The organism is Tardiphaga sp. 709 (genome assembly GCF_032401055.1).
Classification (GTDB): domain Bacteria; phylum Pseudomonadota; class Alphaproteobacteria; order Rhizobiales; family Xanthobacteraceae; genus Tardiphaga.
The window spans coordinates 2119564-2135330 of sequence record NZ_CP135529.1 but is presented as its reverse complement, the minus strand read 5'-3'; the positions used below and the strand labels follow the sequence as shown (position 1 = coordinate 2135330).

General features: G+C 58.0%; 20 protein-coding genes. 14 read left to right on the top strand and 6 right to left on the bottom strand.

What is annotated here, in order from left to right; genetic code table 11:
- Positions 1–170: 170 nt before the first annotated feature.
- On the bottom strand, positions 171–353 hold the full coding sequence (locus RSO67_RS10680) for a hypothetical protein (RefSeq protein ID WP_315843459.1): 183 nt from the start codon (positions 351–353) through the stop codon (positions 171–173).
- Positions 354–402: 49 nt separating this feature from the next.
- On the opposite strand from RSO67_RS10680, the gene RSO67_RS10675 reads away from it, so the two are divergent.
- Entirely contained in the window at positions 403–606 is a 204-nt protein-coding gene (locus RSO67_RS10675; protein ID WP_315843458.1) for a hypothetical protein, read from the top strand.
- Positions 607–632: 26 nt separating this feature from the next.
- Here RSO67_RS10675 and RSO67_RS10670 read toward each other — a convergent pair whose 3' ends face one another.
- Positions 633–896, bottom strand: a complete 264-nt coding sequence (locus RSO67_RS10670; RefSeq protein ID WP_315843457.1) for a PepSY domain-containing protein — start codon at positions 894–896, stop codon at positions 633–635.
- Between the two features lie 67 nt (positions 897–963).
- A complete protein-coding gene (locus RSO67_RS10665) occupies positions 964–1143 on the bottom strand; it encodes a hypothetical protein (RefSeq protein ID WP_315843456.1) in 180 nt (59 codons plus the stop codon).
- Positions 1144–1569: 426 nt separating this feature from the next.
- Between RSO67_RS10665 and RSO67_RS10660 the strand changes: the two genes are divergently transcribed.
- From RSO67_RS10660 to RSO67_RS10645, 4 genes are all read left to right on the top strand, one after another.
- Positions 1570–1845, top strand: a complete 276-nt coding sequence (locus tag RSO67_RS10660) for a hypothetical protein (protein WP_315843455.1) — start codon at positions 1570–1572, stop codon at positions 1843–1845.
- A gap of 507 nt (positions 1846–2352) precedes the next feature.
- Entirely contained in the window at positions 2353–2856 is a 504-nt protein-coding gene (locus RSO67_RS10655) for a ferritin-like domain-containing protein (protein WP_120293195.1), read from the top strand.
- Positions 2857–3243: 387 nt separating this feature from the next.
- On the top strand, positions 3244–3453 hold the full coding sequence (locus tag RSO67_RS10650; protein WP_315843454.1) for a hypothetical protein: 210 nt from the start codon (positions 3244–3246) through the stop codon (positions 3451–3453).
- Positions 3454–3866: 413 nt separating this feature from the next.
- Positions 3867–4040: a DUF3606 domain-containing protein gene (locus tag RSO67_RS10645; RefSeq protein WP_120293199.1), complete on the top strand. Its 174-nt coding sequence runs from the start codon at positions 3867–3869 to the stop codon at positions 4038–4040.
- A gap of 141 nt (positions 4041–4181) precedes the next feature.
- Here RSO67_RS10645 and RSO67_RS10640 read toward each other — a convergent pair whose 3' ends face one another.
- A complete protein-coding gene (locus RSO67_RS10640) occupies positions 4182–4367 on the bottom strand; it encodes a hypothetical protein (RefSeq protein WP_315843453.1) in 186 nt (61 codons plus the stop codon).
- 181 nt (positions 4368–4548) lie between these two features.
- Here RSO67_RS10640 and RSO67_RS10635 point away from each other — a divergent pair, with 181 nt between their 5' ends.
- The 3 genes from RSO67_RS10635 to RSO67_RS10630 all read left to right on the top strand — a co-directional run bounded on the left by RSO67_RS10635 (position 4549) and on the right by RSO67_RS10630 (position 6371).
- Positions 4549–4725: a hypothetical protein gene (locus tag RSO67_RS10635; protein ID WP_172980498.1), complete on the top strand. Its 177-nt coding sequence runs from the start codon at positions 4549–4551 to the stop codon at positions 4723–4725.
- A gap of 345 nt (positions 4726–5070) precedes the next feature.
- Entirely contained in the window at positions 5071–5466 is a 396-nt protein-coding gene (locus RSO67_RS30445; protein ID WP_410001830.1) for a helix-turn-helix domain-containing protein, read from the top strand.
- Positions 5467–6002: 536 nt separating this feature from the next.
- Entirely contained in the window at positions 6003–6371 is a 369-nt protein-coding gene (locus RSO67_RS10630; protein ID WP_315843452.1) for a hypothetical protein, read from the top strand.
- 131 nt (positions 6372–6502) lie between these two features.
- Here the strand turns inward: RSO67_RS10630 and RSO67_RS10625 are convergent, their stop codons facing one another.
- Entirely contained in the window at positions 6503–7393 is an 891-nt protein-coding gene (locus tag RSO67_RS10625) for an alpha/beta hydrolase (protein ID WP_315843451.1), read from the bottom strand.
- A gap of 289 nt (positions 7394–7682) precedes the next feature.
- Positions 7683–7937: a hypothetical protein gene (locus RSO67_RS10620; protein ID WP_315843450.1), complete on the bottom strand. Its 255-nt coding sequence runs from the start codon at positions 7935–7937 to the stop codon at positions 7683–7685.
- 588 nt (positions 7938–8525) lie between these two features.
- Here RSO67_RS10620 and RSO67_RS10615 point away from each other — a divergent pair.
- The 6 genes from RSO67_RS10615 to RSO67_RS10590 are packed head-to-tail and all read left to right on the top strand — an operon-like array spanning position 8526 to position 15557.
- On the top strand, positions 8526–10073 hold the full coding sequence (locus RSO67_RS10615; protein ID WP_315843449.1) for an ABC transporter substrate-binding protein: 1548 nt from the start codon (positions 8526–8528) through the stop codon (positions 10071–10073).
- Positions 10074–10088: 15 nt separating this feature from the next.
- Positions 10089–11723 carry an ABC transporter substrate-binding protein gene (locus tag RSO67_RS10610; protein ID WP_315843448.1) on the top strand — a complete coding sequence of 545 codons (1635 nt, stop codon included), beginning with the start codon at positions 10089–10091 and terminating at the stop codon, positions 11721–11723.
- A 10-nt stretch (positions 11724–11733) separates the two neighbouring features.
- Positions 11734–12714, top strand: coding sequence for an ABC transporter permease (locus RSO67_RS10605; RefSeq protein ID WP_315843447.1), 981 nt, complete (start codon positions 11734–11736; stop codon positions 12712–12714).
- A 2-nt stretch (positions 12715–12716) separates the two neighbouring features.
- Positions 12717–13598, top strand: coding sequence for an ABC transporter permease (locus tag RSO67_RS10600; RefSeq protein WP_315843446.1), 882 nt, complete (start codon positions 12717–12719; stop codon positions 13596–13598).
- A complete protein-coding gene (locus tag RSO67_RS10595) occupies positions 13598–14617 on the top strand; it encodes an ABC transporter ATP-binding protein (protein WP_315843445.1) in 1020 nt (339 codons plus the stop codon). The genes RSO67_RS10600 and RSO67_RS10595 overlap by 1 nt, the downstream gene beginning before the upstream one ends.
- Positions 14577–15557 (top strand): oligopeptide/dipeptide ABC transporter ATP-binding protein, encoded by a 981-nt coding sequence (locus RSO67_RS10590; RefSeq protein ID WP_315843444.1) that lies wholly within the window; start codon positions 14577–14579, stop codon positions 15555–15557. The genes RSO67_RS10595 and RSO67_RS10590 overlap by 41 nt, the downstream gene beginning before the upstream one ends.
- Positions 15558–15767 lie beyond the last annotated feature (210 nt).

The following is a 15767-nucleotide window of genomic DNA, read 5'->3' as shown; positions in this document are numbered from 1 at the left end:
CACCTGCATGTGTCGCCATATGCAAATTTTATCAATCTGTCGATGTCCTGATCTGCAATCGCTGTTTCGATCTGATCGTCGTAAGTCAAAACGTGCTCCTCGCGGTAAGATCAATCCGGATACGAGACGGGCGCAAGAAAGTTTCAGTTCTTTTCTGGGTCGGGCAGGCTCTACTTGGGCGACAGATCAGTTTTCGGCGAAGCCTCGCCATCGAGCCAGTCCGCTTCTTCGGCTAATGCGAGCCATGCCGTTTCCATGCGCTTGAACCGATTCCTGGCCGGTTCGTTGTCGGCTGCGGCAGCCATTTCGGCGCAGTTGTGTGCGTTCGCGCGGTAAGTGTCGGACTGTTTCATCCCGGAAGCCTACGCTGTCCGGAGGGCGTGCGATAGGACCGCCCAGCAGGTGGAACTACTTCCCGGCTTGCGGCATAACTTCCGTATGAAACCAACGAAGTCGCTCAGGAAGCAGGCTCGTAAGGCCGAGGCCGTAGCTCAACGCTCCGAGGACATCGAGCATGCTGAGCGGATGCACGATCTGGCTGAAGCATTCCGCGCGCAAGCCGAGGCTCTGAAAGCTTCTGAGAAAAAAGGGAAGGTGAGAAAGTAGCTCCCCTTCACCGCAGGCCGCGAAGGTTAGTCATCAAGCGTCTCTGAGACGATCACGCCAGTCTTCGGATCTGCGTGAAAGTCCATCTTTTGACCATTCTTGATGCCTTCACCTTCCCATCGGCCATCATCAGCCTCGAGCTTGGTAACCTGCGAGTAGCCAGACTGCAGGACTTTCGCCTTTACTTGCTCCATTGGCATCCAATCCGGTCCAGGCTGATCAGCTCGCGCCATAGTCGATGCGCCGATTAGCAAGACTCCACAGAGAACAACTGCAGCAAACCTGTTCATCGCAACCTCCTTTGTTCTGTGTGAGCCAAATCAGAATACCGGAAGATCGTCGTTCGGTAGAAAGGCTTCACTGGATCTTCCGATTTCCGACCTCCGTCAGTTTGACCTGGTCGTCCACGATTTCGACGAGGCCCATCTCCAGGAGTTCGCTGAGTTGGTCTTCCGTGATCGGGGACAGCTTCAGCCGGCCGGCACCGATATCGCGGAGCGTCCAGTCGAGCTCGAAATCGTCTCTCCAGTACTTCATTTGGCGGGGCCGTCGCCGGCAGAGGTTGAAAAACTGAAAGCCCGCCGGATCGTCCGCGGGGGCTTTCACTATCTAATGCCGAAAACCAACGTAGAGACCAATCATGGTAATGGCCGATACCAAGATGAAGCAAAAAAGCCCCCACGCAATAATCGTGGCTTCATCTGGGGTATTCCGATTCGTCTTCTGAAGAACGTTCAATGGTCTCTCCCTGTAATCTCTATCGTCGGCGCTCGCATCTCGAGGCGAACTTGTGCAAAGCGTAGCGACGGTAGATCGCAGGGTCCAGAATGAATTGATGGTGCGCTGCAGCGTGGCGCGTAATCAATGGGCTGCCAGGTCGGTAGGTGCCGCAAGCACCGCAGCTCCCATTGAAGGAACTAAAACACCAAATGCACGATATAGGAGAAAACAAGGGAGGTCGTCATGTTGATGGAAGATGGAATTGCCGGACGGCCAGTCGCCAGCGCACCGCCATTGGTCGCGCAGATGGTCGACAAGCGAACAATTCTTGAGATGGAGATAGCCCTTACCAAAGCGTGCGAGGTCTTGCCGTGCGAGTTGGACAACCACAGGAACCGCTGTTTCGTCGCCAAGAAAATACTGAAGCGCGTGAATGCGGGTGAGCGCACGTTCGGCGGCATGGTGTCCGCGGGGATGGCGGCAGTGGAGACGCTACGGCGCAGGCAAGAGCAGGTTTGACGGCGTTTCCTGAACAATCATTCAGGAAATTTATCCTGAGACGACGGAACGGGCCCTACAGTCGCGCATTCAATCTCCGCTCATTCAAAGGAGAAGATAATGCGCATAGTTCTTTTGGCTCTCGCTGCCTTCGCTACCATCGGCATCGCTGTTCCTGCCGCTACTTCACAGGCTGATGCTCAGACCGTAGCGGTTCGGCATGGCGGCGGCCATCACGGCGGCTACCATCGCGGTCATCGTGCCAACAAGGTTGTTATCGTGAAGCGCGGTCATGGTCACATGCATCGTGGAATCCACCACGGCCATCGCTGAACGCGTTGCTCTTCAAATCAGAAGGCTCCCTCCCGGGGGCCTTTTTCGTTGGGCGCTATAAAGGGCAACTGAACAGAGGCCATCGCGTTTTGGAAAGAAGAGCGCAGCTCCTCATCGGAACTTAAGTTCCAGCGGTCTGTTGGGCTGGCGTGATAAGCCGCCCCAGCTCACCGGGGCTACTGGAGGAAATTTCCCATGGCCAAAAAGCCAAAGCTTCTTGCCGACCTTTTCCATGACACACTCAAGGATGTCTATTTCGCCGAGAAGAAGATTCTCGCCACGCTGCCGAAGATGGCAAAAGCCGCACAATCGAAAGAACTCAAGGCCGCCTTTCTGAAGCATCAGAAGGAGACCGTTGGTCAGATCAAGCGGCTCGAAGGCGTGTTCAAGATATTCGGCAAGAAGCCGACCGCCAAGAAGTGTGAAGCCATCATGGGTATTACCAAGGAAGGCGCAGAGATCATGACCGAATACAAGGGCATGCCTGCTCTCGATGCCGGTCTTGCTGCCGCGGCACAGGCGGTGGAGCACTATGAGATCTCCCGCTACGGAACGCTGGCGACCTGGGCGAAGGAGCTGGGGATGCCTGAAGCTGTCTCGCTTCTCGATGCCACGTTGAAGGAAGAGAAGGCCACCGACGTTGCGTTGACCGCGCTGGCCAAATCTGTCGTCAACGTCGAAGCAGAGCAAGATCTCTAAGGCTAAATGTCCGGCTCCGTCACTGGAGCCGGACTACGTAAGTCCTCCCACCCGTTGAAGAAACCTTTAGCGCAACAGTGGCTTATGTTTTCGCTGAAATGGAGAGCGAAAATGCGCCAAGGTACGTCGTTTCGGTTGATGGCATCCGATGCAGCGAGACAGGCAAAAGAAGCCACGGACCAGGCTGAAGCTCTCCGGCTTTTACAGATGGCACACTACTGGATCTCAGCTGCAGACAACGAGGACTGGCTGAATGCCAACTCGATCCATTATCCGGTAAGATCACCTGGCTCCGACTGAGAACTGAGAAACTTGGAACGATCGGAAGCATCGGGGCTTGACTCCGACAACTGTCGCACATGGCGACGGTGAACGGTGGCTGTGGCCATGAGAAAGCTCGCCATGAACATCCCGGCCGGCAACCGCGCCATCGATATTTATGGCGCCCTCTCAGGACATTCGGAAGCACCGGGCGTCCGCGCCCAGCTTTCCCAGCATCTTGACCAACTACACAGTGAGGGGGAGACCGATCATCACCGTCTTACGGTGCATGGCCTCTCGTTCCTTCGGCAGAACGATCTTCAGCGCAACAGCTAGCCGCGCTGCAGAGCTCGCTGCTTCTGCAATGATTTACGGAGCGTCGCTTTCGCAGAGTGAGCGCGCTCCTTGTCGCTCGCCGATTTCTTGATCGGACGAAACGGGCCGGTTTTGGAATTTCCGGCCATCGGCATTGCTGGCATCATCTGCGAGCAGGATTCCAACTGGGAAGGTTGAAGGCCCATAGGGGCCGATGTCCGTGTGCGCTTGGGCATATTTCTCAACCCGCCACTCAACCCAAAGTTCATTCGTGCAGATCAAGCGGCGGCAAAAAGACACCTCGTCCCTTTAGAAGGCCGGCATCAGTACCGCGAAGAGGCGCGGCGACCTACCGCGGCGGCCGCCATACTGGCCGCGCCGGAACTAGAAAGTCAGAAATGCGTTCCTTTAGGCATCAAACACTGGAGGATGCCATGGACGATCTGAAGAACAAGGGGCAGCCGGATCGCAGCAAGATCAACATGCACGAGGCGCATGAGGTCAAGTATTGGACCAAGGAGCTCGGCGTGGATAAAGACAAGCTGCAGAAGACGGTCGCCAAGGTCGGCAACTCAGCCGCCGCAGTTCGCAAGGAGTTGGCAGCCTGAGCCAGTCAACGGAATCCCTGCACGAGCAATCTGTAAAGATCGCGCTGGATTACCTGGCGGGGGTTGGCCGCTTGCGCGACCCGCAAGAAGCGTTTGAATTTATTGGAAAGCATGTCGCGTACCAGATCGGGCAGGGGGTCGTCAGTCCTCTGCTGCTGTCGAATCAGGCGATTGCAGTCTACGAGCGCCATAGGGAAAAGACGCCGCTTCGATTGGTGGAGTATGAGTGATGATGCCGCTAATCCGGCCTTGGTCGGCCGCAGAAGGTGAAAAACTTAAAGCCATGGCTGAAGCGGGTGCATCGCCGATCAAAATTGCTGCGGCCATGAAACGTAATGTCCAGGCCGTCAGACGTCAGGCGAACCGATTGGGGATCTCTTTGCCCACAACGCGAGAGACGCGCAAACGACAGCGTGCGTTAGAGGCGGAAGCCACAAGGTCTTCAGTATGACATCGCAAATAGGAACAAGCTGCGCGTTCCGTGGTTGCCAGGGAAACGGAGGTTCCCATGCTTACAGACGATCAACTGATGGTTCTGCGGGAAATCGATAACGCCTTTGCTTTTGACGATACAGCGAAGGCTGAAGAGTTGGTGCTGGACGGCTATGTCCAGAAGGACGGCGACCTTTATCAGCTCACGCCGAAGGGTGAGAAAAGCCTGCTCGACAATGGCGTCTCGGCATAGACTGCATCGTGAAGGGATTCCAGACCTCACACAGTAGCTCAGGGAGGACGACGAGGCGCTCCGGGACCGGTAGTCGCTCCAGAGGCGTCAAATTACATCGCACAATTGAGGGACATTGAGCCAACCGAAAGCTGCCGGGTTCTGCGACTATGGCTAAGCACGATGTTGCCGATGATAGGTTTAGTTTGTCCCCTGCACCGTATCGGTCACAACTAGCCCTCCGCAACTTCACAGGAGGCTGTGAGATAGCATAGATCTCGGTAAGCAAGCATGACAGCCGCCATGCCCGCCGCGACTCATTGTTGTGGCTGATGCGGTCAGTGAAAATTCTCCTCACCACCGTTGATGTCCGGATATGCTCGAAAAGTCCGTCGAAGTACGCTGTTGTACGCGAGGGCCCTCGGTTGCTCGCATTGTCGTTGCTCGTCGCGCGGTCAACTCTCGCCGTCGAGCGCTTTGCGATTGGGAGGCTTCGTGAGATACAGACGTCGAGAGAAGAACGGAGGACAGCAGTCACAGGCTACTCCATGCCTTCCAAAATCTGCTGAACCGCAGACGATTGCATTCTCCCAGCGGGTCACCTGTACGATCGACGAAGCATGTGAGGCGACCGGTTTGGAACGCACGAAGCTTTACGAACTGATAGGAGCGGGACATCTCGCGACCACAACGGTCGGACGTCGGCGACTTGTGGCAGTACAATCACTTCTGTCGCTTCTTAAAGCGAGCATGTCGACGTGATGAGGCTACTTAAGTGGCGCGGCTACATTTCGGTTCGTGTTTTCCTTCACACTCTCACTCTGAGGACGCGACCGTTCTCCCTCAACAGGTCAAGCGCGTCGGCCCAAAAAAGCATCATCCGAACACGCTCCTGCCAGAATTCGACGGCGTGTGTATAGGCGCTGCGGATTTCGTTCGCGCGGCAGAGCCAAATTTGTAGAGGTCGATTCTCGCCTATTTTAAATCAGCGTCGCGGGTGCTCGGCCAGGATGGGTATTAGTTGACCAAGATATCGGGCAATGTTCACAGGCCCGTCGTGTCCGAAGCTGCGAAGTATGCTAACCTACCGAAGCCAGTTGGTGGGTCTGAGCCTGTCCAACGCTTCGAGTATGCCACGAGCGCTACTGGACGCGGCGGTGATCGGGGGGCGCCACGCCTCCCCTTCGAAGTGCTGGTCCACCTTGTTGCTGAAGCCGTCCCAAGTGACCTGATCGGCCTCCTTTAACTGTTCGCTGCTATCCATATCGAAGCGGTTTTTTGGCGAAGCACGCTCCCAGGTGATCGGTCTCATCGAAAAGCAACGCCCTACCCATATCGGGAATGGTGCCGTAGTCTGCCTGCCGGTGGTGCTGGTCGACGATATCCGCCCGCTGGCGGCCGGGCATTCGTTGTCCCGGCAAAACTCAGTCAACATTCGCAAATTGTTGGTATCGACGTTGGTAGCATCTCGGATCAACCTAAAAAATCATGTGTCTTGTCAATATTATAGCTTTGCAAAGCGGAGCCGCCCCTGGGCACCAAAACTACGCTTTTCCACGCTTGAACACGATTGTGTTCGCCAGCTGATCGGCGCTCGCGGATTTCTCTTCCTAGGGTTTCCCCGCATGACGCGCACACGATCAGCGGCGAAGGCCGAGGTATTGTGACGTCAGTCGTTGGACAGTTCATATTTCCGCCGAAGCTCAAGGGGCAGCGCTCCACGATCCGTGCACATCTGACGTCGGCGAGGGTGTCGGTCGTACTCGATTGACGCGCAGTTTGGCCGGAGCCTTACCGCTCATGAAGTGGATATAATTTCGAAAAATGCCCTCAGCTCGGCGACAAGAGCTGCGGGCTGTTCCTCTGGGATATAGTGTCCACTGTCCAGGATGACGCCGCCTCGAATATTTTCAGCCAAGGGTCGCATAGCTTCGAAAATTCCTGGTGCACTACCGGCATCGCCTCCCAGCGCCAGCACAGGCACAGCTATTCTCTTTTGAAACAAGCCACGATTGTAATCCATGTCGCGGATGACCGCGCGATAATAGCCTAGCATTCCGCGCAGGCCACCCAAGGAGCTATAGACGCGAACATATTCGTCGATGTCTTCCTTCGAGAAGGTCGCGATCGCGTTTGCGGTTTTCTTGTTGAAGAACCATTCGATGAGAATACGCTCGCGGTCCCGCAAGAGCGCCTCGGGCAGATCGTCGACCATGTTGAAGAGAAAGTGCCAGCTCTTCCAATAGTCCGGATCAGCGACATCGATGGAAGGCTTCAACGTGACGCCGGGAATGTTGGCGTCGAGATACACGACGCCGTCCAGTTCGCTCGCAAATTCGTGCGCATAAGGATATCCGATCCAGGATCCGATATCATGCCCGACGAAATAATGGCGTCCAACGCCTAACGTTTTGAGGAGGCCGTTGATCCGTTTCGCTGCCGTGGCTGTGTCGTAGCCATCCAGTGGCTTGTCGCTATCGCCCTGGCCTGGAAGGTCCAGCGCGATGACGTCATAGGCATCGGTCAGGAGAGGAATGACGCGCCGCCATGCGTAAACGCTCTGTGGAAAGCCAGCGACCAGGACGACGGTGGGTCCGTTGCCGCCGCGGATATAATGAAAACGAATGCCGTCCGAATCCGCCAGCTTCTGCGGAAGGGGGCGGCCAGTATGATCCAGATAGACAGCCATTGTTCTGTTCTCGGTTGTTTTTCTTCGGAAAGTAAGTAAAAGCGCTGCGCTTCAGTGGCAACAACGATTCATGTAACCGGGTCTTTGGCAACACGGTGCGAGATCGTATGTTCTGCGCGCTTTCCACGAATTGCATGCCCAAATGGTGATTTGCGCAACCTGCGTTGCCGGACTGACGTCCAGTCACATCGCGAGCGCAATCCCATCGCAGCCGACATTGATGCGCATGGCCTCTTTGAGGCTGTCGGAGAAATGGAAATCATACGGATGAGGCCTGGAAAGCGTATGCCTAACTTGATCGCAGTTCCAATTCATCCGCGAAGCGAATACCCAATTTCGATGCCATCGCTTGGGTAATGCAAACGGACCGCTTGAGCGATCTGGCAATCTTCCGAACGGATAAGCCTCGCTCGGCCAACCCCTTGAGTTTGTGTTTCTCCACAGCTGTCCATTCGCGATAGCCTATCTGTCGCATACCGAACGTGATGGCAGAAGTCGGGCCGCGCTGCCGCTGGATTAGAATGTTGTCATCGTCGATGCTCAAGCAGATGCTCCCAATTTTCAGGCTGTTGTTGTTTTCTCCGCGCCTTCAGTCGCTCCCTTACGTAACGGCCAACATCGACTCTCGGTCAGCGAACAAGATTTTTGAAGTCCAAAGATCGACGATCGGGAGTTCAATCATTCTCCCCGATACAAGTTCGATGAAGAAAAGCCTGCGCGGAGCAATCTCAAGCGCGGGGCAACGGTATCCCCCCAAGGTGCGAAGCCGAAGATTTCGGCGGCGGCTGGTACATCGCTGTCGACCGCGCGGATCGAGGTGCATGTTGATGTGCCGGAAGGCATTCCTGCTTGCGAAGGAGAAAGCTTCTTCAATCGGCCGTGTCGACGGCGCCGTTGTCCTTGGTATCGTGTGCAATTCGAAATTGACGATTGATCGTGGGGGCGTCGATATATCCCGGCGTCAAGGAGCATGCCGTTCGTCAGGCAATATGCTGCAGATCGATGTCAAACAGGGGGAAGAATGGTTGCCGCTACGCCACAGAATGATCGTCCTTGGATGGTTCTCCCTCGCTCGATCGCAGATAGATCCCGCCGTGCAGTAGTCGGTTTGCTTTTCGCCCTTGGTGCGGGGGTGCCAGCGGGGAGCTTTGCTCAGACGCCGCAGCCCGGTGGGACGCTTACGGCAATCATTCAGCCCGAACCCGTGATCCTCACCGCGGCGATCAATACGGCAGCTCCGACTGGTACAGTCAGCGGCAACATCTTCGATGGCCTCGTCGACTACGACACCAACCTCAATCCTCAGCCGGCGCTGGCGGAGAGCTGGGAAACGGCCGCGGATGGATTGTCGCTCACCCTTCGCTTGCGCAAGGGCGTGCTCTGGCATGACGGCAAGCCGTTCACATCGGCGGATGTGAAGTGGACCTTGGAAAATGTCTGGAAGACGATCCACCCGCGCAATCAGGCGACCTTCGCCAAGGTGAAGCAGGTCGACACCCCCGACGACAACACCGTCATCCTGAGGCTGAGCGAACCTTCTCCCGCGATCCTCAGTTCACTGAACAGCAACGGCGCCCAAGTGCTGCCGAAGCATCTTTACGATGGCACCGATATTCTCAACAATCCGAACAACAACAAGCCGGTCGGGACCGGACCGTTCGTGTTCAAGGAATGGAAGCGCGGTGAGTACATCGTGCTGGAACGGAATCCGAATTACTGGGCCAAGGGAAAGCCGTATCTCGACAAAGTGATCTATAAGGTCGTTCCGGATGCGGCGGCCCGATCGGCTGGCTTCGAGAAGGGCGAAATCCAGTATGGCTCGCTCAGCCCGGTGCCGCTCAAGGACGCCGAACGGCTCGGCAAGCTGCCCGGCCTCAAGATTGAAACCAGCGGCTATGAATGGCTGTCGCCGTTCCTGTTTCTCGATTTCAATGTCGAACGTGGACCGCTGAAGGATGCACGCGTTCGACATGCGTTGGCACGTGCAACCGATCGCAAGGCGATTTCCAACGTGGTCTGGTACGGTTTTGCCAAGCCCGCAACCAGCCCCGTTCCTTCAACGCTGGCGGCGTTCCACGATGCGAGCGCCGACAAGGATGCGTTCGACGTCAAATCGGCGGATGCGCTGTTGGATGAGGCCGGTTTCAAGCGCAACGCGGATGGCACGCGCTTCTCGCTGTTCATCGATTACATCCCTTATGGTGACGACTTCAAGCGGACTGCGGAATACATCAAGCAGGCGTTGAAGCGCGTCGGCGTCGACGTCACGATCAGGACGCAGGATACCGCGGCATTTACCAAGCGGGTCTATGGCGACCGTGACTTCGATCTTTCGATCGCATGGTTTGCAGCGTTTTCCGATCCGCAGATCGGCGTGACCCGCGCTTACTGGTCGGCATCCGTCGGCAAGAACATCCCTTGGACCAATGGCTCCGGCTACAAGAATGCCGAGGTCGATGACATCATCTCGAAGGTCCAGGGCGAGGCCAGCGCCGAGAAACGCATCGCGCTGTTCAAGGACTTTCAGAAGATCGTTCTGACCGACCTGCCGACGCTGCCGCTGGTCGAGCTAAAGTTCTTCACCATTCAGGCGGCGAATCTCAAGACCTCGGCCATTCGCGGCGATCAGGTTTATGGCAGCTTCCGCGATTTCTGGTTTGACGTTCCGAAGCAGAATTGAGCTGGGGCAATCATCATGAAGTTTTTTCGGGCAATCTCTTTCGAAACATCATTGGTCGCACGACTATCGGTCCTGCTGGCTGCCGTGGCGGTCATGCCGGCGACGCTGGCATGCGCAGCCGACGGTCCGAAGCGCGGTGGAACGCTGACGGCCATCGTGCAGCCGGAGCCGGTCACCCTGACGCCAGCATTCAATACGGCAACGCCGACGCAGATCGTTGCGGGAAACATCTTCGATGGCCTGGTTTATTACGACCCGGAGCTGAAGCCGCAGCCATCGCTCGCGACGGAGTGGAAAGTTGCGGAGGATGGCCTCACTATCAGCTTCAACCTGCGCAAGGGCGTCAAGTGGCATGATGGCAAACCGTTCTCGTCCGCGGACGTGAAATGGAGCCTGGAGAACGTCTGGAAGACCATTCATCCGCGCAACAAGGCGATATTCGAAAACGTCGCTAAGGTCGATACGCCTGACGGCAATACGATCATCCTTCATTTGTCGAAGCCGTCGCTGCCAATTCTGAGTGTGCTCAACGCCGTCGGTGCGCCGATCCTGCCGAAGCACCTCTATGAAGGCACCGACATCCTGAACAACGCGTATAACAACAAGCCGGTCGGCACCGGAGCATTCGTCTTCAAGGAGTGGAAGAAGGGCGAATACATTCTGCTCGAACGCAATCCGGATTACTGGGAGACCGCAAAGCCCTATCTCGACAAAGTCATCTTCAGGATTATTCCCGACGCGGCGGCACGCGCGGCGGCGATCGAGAAGGGTGAGGTGCAATATGCGACATTCAATCCGGTGTCGTTCCGCGAGGTCGAGCGCCTTGCCAAGCTGTCGTCGCTAAAGGTCGATACCCGCGGCTATGACTGGCTATCGCCCGTGCTGTATCTCGATTTCAACGTCGAGAACCAGTATCTCAAGGACGTCCGCGTCCGTCAGGCCATCGCGTTTGCTCTGGACAAGGAAGCGCTGGGCAAGGTCGTCTGGTATGGCTACGGCAAGCCTGCTGTGAGCCCGGTTCCGACGGCGCTGACGGCGTTCCACGATGCCAGCGTGCCCAAATATCCGTTCGACCTGAAGAAGGCCGAAGCCTTGCTCGACGAAGCCGGCTTTAAGCGCGGGCCTGATGGGGTGCGGTTCACGCTTAATCATGACTTCCTGCCTTACGGTGATGACTACAAGCGAACCGGCGAATATCTGAAGCAGGCGCTGAAGCGTGTGGGTATCGAGATCAACATCCGCGCCCAGGACACCGCAGCTTTCATCAAACGCGTCTATGCCGACCGTGACTTCGATATTTCGAGCTCCTACAACGGTGCCTTCCCCGATCCGCAAATTGGCGTCGTTCGCGAATACTGGTCAGGCTGGCTCGGCAGCAAGACGCCGTGGACAAACGGGTCGGGCTACCGCAATGCCGAGGTCGATGGTCTGATCCAGGCCGCTGCGGTCGAAGGCAATCCGAAAAAGCGTACTGAAGATTTCAATCGCTTCCAGCAGATCGTTCAACGCGATCTGCCGACTTTGCCACTGCTCGAACTACGCTTCTTCACATTGCACTCTTCCGCCCTGAAGGACGTCGTCCTGCAGGCGGACCAGTCCTATGGCTCGCTGAAGAATGCATGGTTCGATCAGGCGCCGGCGCAGAATTGAACGCCCGCGCATGATCCCGGTATCGGCCAAATTTCTCGGGCGGCGAGCCCTGCAGCTCGTGATCGTGGTGCTGGGCATTGCGATCACCAATTTCTTCCTGCTGCGGCTAGCGCCGGGTGATGCAGCACAAGTGCTGGCAGGTGAGGCTGGCTCGGCAACGCCGGAATATCTGGCCGCATTGCGCAAGCAGTTCGGGCTCGATCAACCGCTGCCGGTGCAATTCGCCCTATATTTGCGCAACCTTCTGTCGCTCAATCTCGGCTTCTCGTTCCGTCAGGGCTTGCCCGTGCTCGAACTGATCGCCCAGCGGCTCCCGGCAACGCTGTTGCTGATGGGTACGTCGATCACGTTCGCATTGCTGGTCGGTTCGGCGATGGGGATCGCTGCCGCGCGGCGCGCGGGCAGCGCGACCGATACCGTGATCTCCAGCATCGCGCTGTTGTTCTATGCGACGCCCGTGTTCTGGACCGGGATCATGCTGATCGTGGTCTTTTCGGTGTGGCTCGACTGGCTACCGGTCGGCGGCATGACCAGCATCGAGCGTGGCTATACCGGCCTAGTCTATCTGAAAGATGTGGCGGCACATCTGGTACTTCCTGCAACCACGCTGGGGCTGTTCTTTCTGGCCGTTTATACGCGGTTGATGCGCGCGGCGATGATCGACGTGCAGCGGCAGGACTTTGTCAGGACTGCCGTCGCTAAGGGCATTCGTCCGGGGCGGATCGCCTATCGTCATGTTGTACGAAACGCGTTGCTGCCTGTTCTCACCATGCTCGGCGTGCAGGTCGGTGCCGTGCTTGGCGGCGCTGTGCTGGTTGAAACCGTGTTTTCGTGGCCCGGGCTGGGGCGGCTTGCTTTCGAAGCGCTGTTTCAGCGCGACCTCAATCTGCTTCTCGGCATACTGCTGTGCAGTTCGGTCGTGGTGGTGTTGGCCAATGCGGCGATCGACTTCCTGTACACTGTGCTCGACCCGCGCATCGAGCTCAGCTGACCATGGCCCTCGTCGATATCGTTGCGCATATCCCGCCGGCGCGCATCGCGCAGGATAACGCGTTCTTCCGGACGGCAAGACAGCCGTCGGCGGTTGTGGGCGTGCTGCTGCTCGGGTTCGTCGTGGCCATGGCACTGCTTGCCAATCAGATTTTCCCTGGCGATCCCCTGGATTTTGTCGGTCAGCCATTCCTGCGTCCTGGCCAGGATCCCAGCTTTCCGCTCGGTACCGATATGCTGGGGCGCGATCTGGCGTCGGGGATCTCTCACGGCGCGCGCGTCTCGCTTCTGATCGGCGCGGTGGCGACCGCTATGTCGTTGGTGATTGGGGGCGGTGTCGGCGCCTTCGCAGGATATTACGGCGGCAAGATCGATGCGTCGCTGATGCGGCTGACGGAGTTCTTCCAGACGATTCCGCCGTTTCTGTTCGCGCTGACCATCGTCGCCATCCTGCAGCCCTCCATCGCGACCATCGTCGGAGCGATCGGTGTCACAGCGTGGCCGAGCCTGGCACGGCTGGTGCGCGCCGAATTCCTTAAGCTGCGTCACGGCGACATGGTGCAGGCGGAGATCGCACTCGGTGCGTCCGACATGCGTATTATCTTCCGCCATCTGCTGCCCAACACGCTGGCGCCGATCATCGTCTCAGCATCGGTCATGGTCGCGACGGCCATCCTGACCGAATCCAGTCTGGCGTTTCTCGGTCTCGGCGATCCGAACGTGGTGAGTTGGGGTGGCATGGTCGGCGCCGGGCGCGAAGTGCTGCGGTCGGATTGGTACATCGCAACGCTGCCGGGCGTGGCGATCGTCGTTGCGGTGCTCGCGCTCAATCTGCTGGGGGATGGCCTCAATGACGCCGTCGACCCGAAACAGGAGCGCCGGTGATGGGCGAGCCAGTGCTGTCCGTCGATGGGCTGAGTGTCAGGTTCGACCGCAAGGGTAATGCGCTGACCGCCGTGGACGGTCTCAGCTTCGATATCTCTGCGGGAGAGACGCTGGCCATCGTGGGCGAATCCGGCTGCGGAAAATCGCTCACCGCTCTTGCATTGCTCGGCCTCGTGGCGGCGCCCGGCCGCATCGAGGGCCGCTCTGTGAAGCTGCAGGGGCGCGACATTCTCGGCCTTGAGGGCGAGGCACTGCGCCGGCTGCGTGGCAACCGGATCGCGATGATCTTCCAGGAGCCGATGACGGCGCTCAATCCGGTGCTGACCATCGGCGAGCAGATCGTCGAGGCCATCACCGCACATGAGGACATTTCACACCAGAAGGCCCGCGATCGCGCAGTCTCATTGCTTGATCGGGTGCGGATTTCCGATCCACGTCGCCGCGTGAACGACTATCCGCACCATCTCTCCGGCGGCATGCGACAGCGGGTCATGATCGCCATCGCTCTCGCCTGCAATCCGGCACTGCTGGTTGCCGACGAGCCGACCACGGCACTCGACGTCACCATTCAATCGCAGATCCTGGAGTTGCTGGATCAGATCAAACGCGAGTCCGGAACCGCCATTCTGTTGATCACGCACGATCTCGGTGTTGTCTCGGAATACTCCGATCGCGTGCTGGTGATGTATGCGGGCCGCAAAGTCGAGGAGCGCACCACCCGTGATCTTCTGAAGTCGCCGCTGCATCCCTACACGCGCGGATTGATCGCAGCGCGGCCGGGGCGCCATCACGTCAACGGCCTTCGTACCCGACTGAGCGAAATCCCGGGCATGGTGCCTTCGCTGGCCGAGATGCCGCATGGATGTGGCTTTGCCGCGCGATGCTCGTTTGTGGTCGCCGCCTGCCGGATCGCGCGGCCACCGCTGATACCCGTTGACGCAGATGGCGCCGTAGCCTGTCTGAGAATTGAGGAAGCCCGTGCATCAGAACACGCAGCCGCTCGTTGCGACGCATATTGAGCCACTGCTCACGGTGAACGATCTCGTTGTGCGCTTTGCTTCGTCGCGCGGAACCGTGCACGCGGTTGACGGCGTCTCGCTGTCGATCAAGCCCGGCGAAACGCTCGGTCTCGTTGGCGAATCCGGCTGTGGGAAGTCCACACTCGGCCGGGCGATTGCACGGCTGGTCGAGCCGCAGAGCGGCAGCGTTCGGCTGGGCGGCGTCGATCTGACGCGCCTGACACGGAGCGGCATGCGGCCCTATAGACGCGATATCCAGGTCGTATTCCAGGATCCGCTGGCCTCGCTCGATCCGCGCTGTACCGTCGGAATGCTGATCGGTGAACCGCTGAGGATTCATGGCATCGGCGATCGGCGACAGCGCCGTGACCGGATTGCCGATCTGCTTTCAAAAGTGGGACTTTCCGCGGATTCCGCCGACCGTTACCCGCATCAATTCTCGGGTGGGCAGCGGCAACGGATCGGAATTGCCCGCGCGCTGGCGCTTGATCCACGACTAATCATCCTGGATGAACCGGTGTCTGCGCTCGACGTGTCCGTGCAGGCGCAGATCCTGAACTTGCTGGTCGATCTGCAGTCCAAACTCGGCGTGGCGTATCTCTTCATCAGCCACGACCTGTCCGTGGTCGAATATGTCAGCGATCGCGTCGCGGTCATGTATCTCGGGCGTATCGTGGAGACATCGACTCGAGAGAAATTGTGGTCAAGCCCCGCGCATCCCTACACGCGAGCGCTGTTTGACTCGATCCCGCGCATCGATACCGGCGATCTCGGTCGGCGGCGGCATATGGTGCAGGGAGATCTGCCGAGTGCCTATAATCCGCCTGAAGGATGCCACTTCCATACCAGGTGCCCGCGCGCAGAAGAGCTCTGTGCTGTGGACAGCCCAGTCCTTCGCACCGTGGCAGATAGCCACGTAGCGGCGTGCCATTTCGCTTGAATGCGTGGGCGCGCACCGTCAGTGCGAAGGAAATCTGTGTGCGCATCGATAACTCCGTCGCGATCGACGATGCTATCCTGGCGCTGGGCGGTTGGCTGCCACTGTGTTTGTGCTGCGTCTCCCCTTGATCGCAGCAAAGTCTCTTCCAAACCGGGCTAACAAAAGAATTCCGTCGGCTCGGGAGAAATTCATAATCATTGGCGTGGCGGC

Coding starts and splice junctions, on each gene's coding strand:
- RSO67_RS10610 (WP_315843448.1), top strand. CDS start 10,089: ATGAAGTTTTTTCGGGCAATCTCTTTCGAAACATCATTGGTCGCACGA.
- RSO67_RS10680 (WP_315843459.1), bottom strand. CDS start 353: ATGAAACAGTCCGACACTTACCGCGCGAACGCACACAACTGCGCCGAA.
- RSO67_RS10660 (WP_315843455.1), top strand. CDS start 1,570: ATGTTGATGGAAGATGGAATTGCCGGACGGCCAGTCGCCAGCGCACCG.
- RSO67_RS10600 (WP_315843446.1), top strand. CDS start 12,717: ATGGCCCTCGTCGATATCGTTGCGCATATCCCGCCGGCGCGCATCGCG.
- RSO67_RS10650 (WP_315843454.1), top strand. CDS start 3,244: ATGAGAAAGCTCGCCATGAACATCCCGGCCGGCAACCGCGCCATCGAT.
- RSO67_RS10605 (WP_315843447.1), top strand. CDS start 11,734: ATGATCCCGGTATCGGCCAAATTTCTCGGGCGGCGAGCCCTGCAGCTC.
- RSO67_RS10670 (WP_315843457.1), bottom strand. CDS start 896: ATGAACAGGTTTGCTGCAGTTGTTCTCTGTGGAGTCTTGCTAATCGGC.
- RSO67_RS10635 (WP_172980498.1), top strand. CDS start 4,549: ATGCTTACAGACGATCAACTGATGGTTCTGCGGGAAATCGATAACGCC.
- RSO67_RS30445 (WP_410001830.1), top strand. CDS start 5,071: ATGTCCGGATATGCTCGAAAAGTCCGTCGAAGTACGCTGTTGTACGCG.
- RSO67_RS10640 (WP_315843453.1), bottom strand. CDS start 4,367: ATGGCCGCAGCAATTTTGATCGGCGATGCACCCGCTTCAGCCATGGCT.
- RSO67_RS10655 (WP_120293195.1), top strand. CDS start 2,353: ATGGCCAAAAAGCCAAAGCTTCTTGCCGACCTTTTCCATGACACACTC.
- RSO67_RS10645 (WP_120293199.1), top strand. CDS start 3,867: ATGGACGATCTGAAGAACAAGGGGCAGCCGGATCGCAGCAAGATCAAC.
- RSO67_RS10625 (WP_315843451.1), bottom strand. CDS start 7,393: ATGGCTGTCTATCTGGATCATACTGGCCGCCCCCTTCCGCAGAAGCTG.
- RSO67_RS10665 (WP_315843456.1), bottom strand. CDS start 1,143: ATGAAGTACTGGAGAGACGATTTCGAGCTCGACTGGACGCTCCGCGAT.
- RSO67_RS10595 (WP_315843445.1), top strand. CDS start 13,598: ATGGGCGAGCCAGTGCTGTCCGTCGATGGGCTGAGTGTCAGGTTCGAC.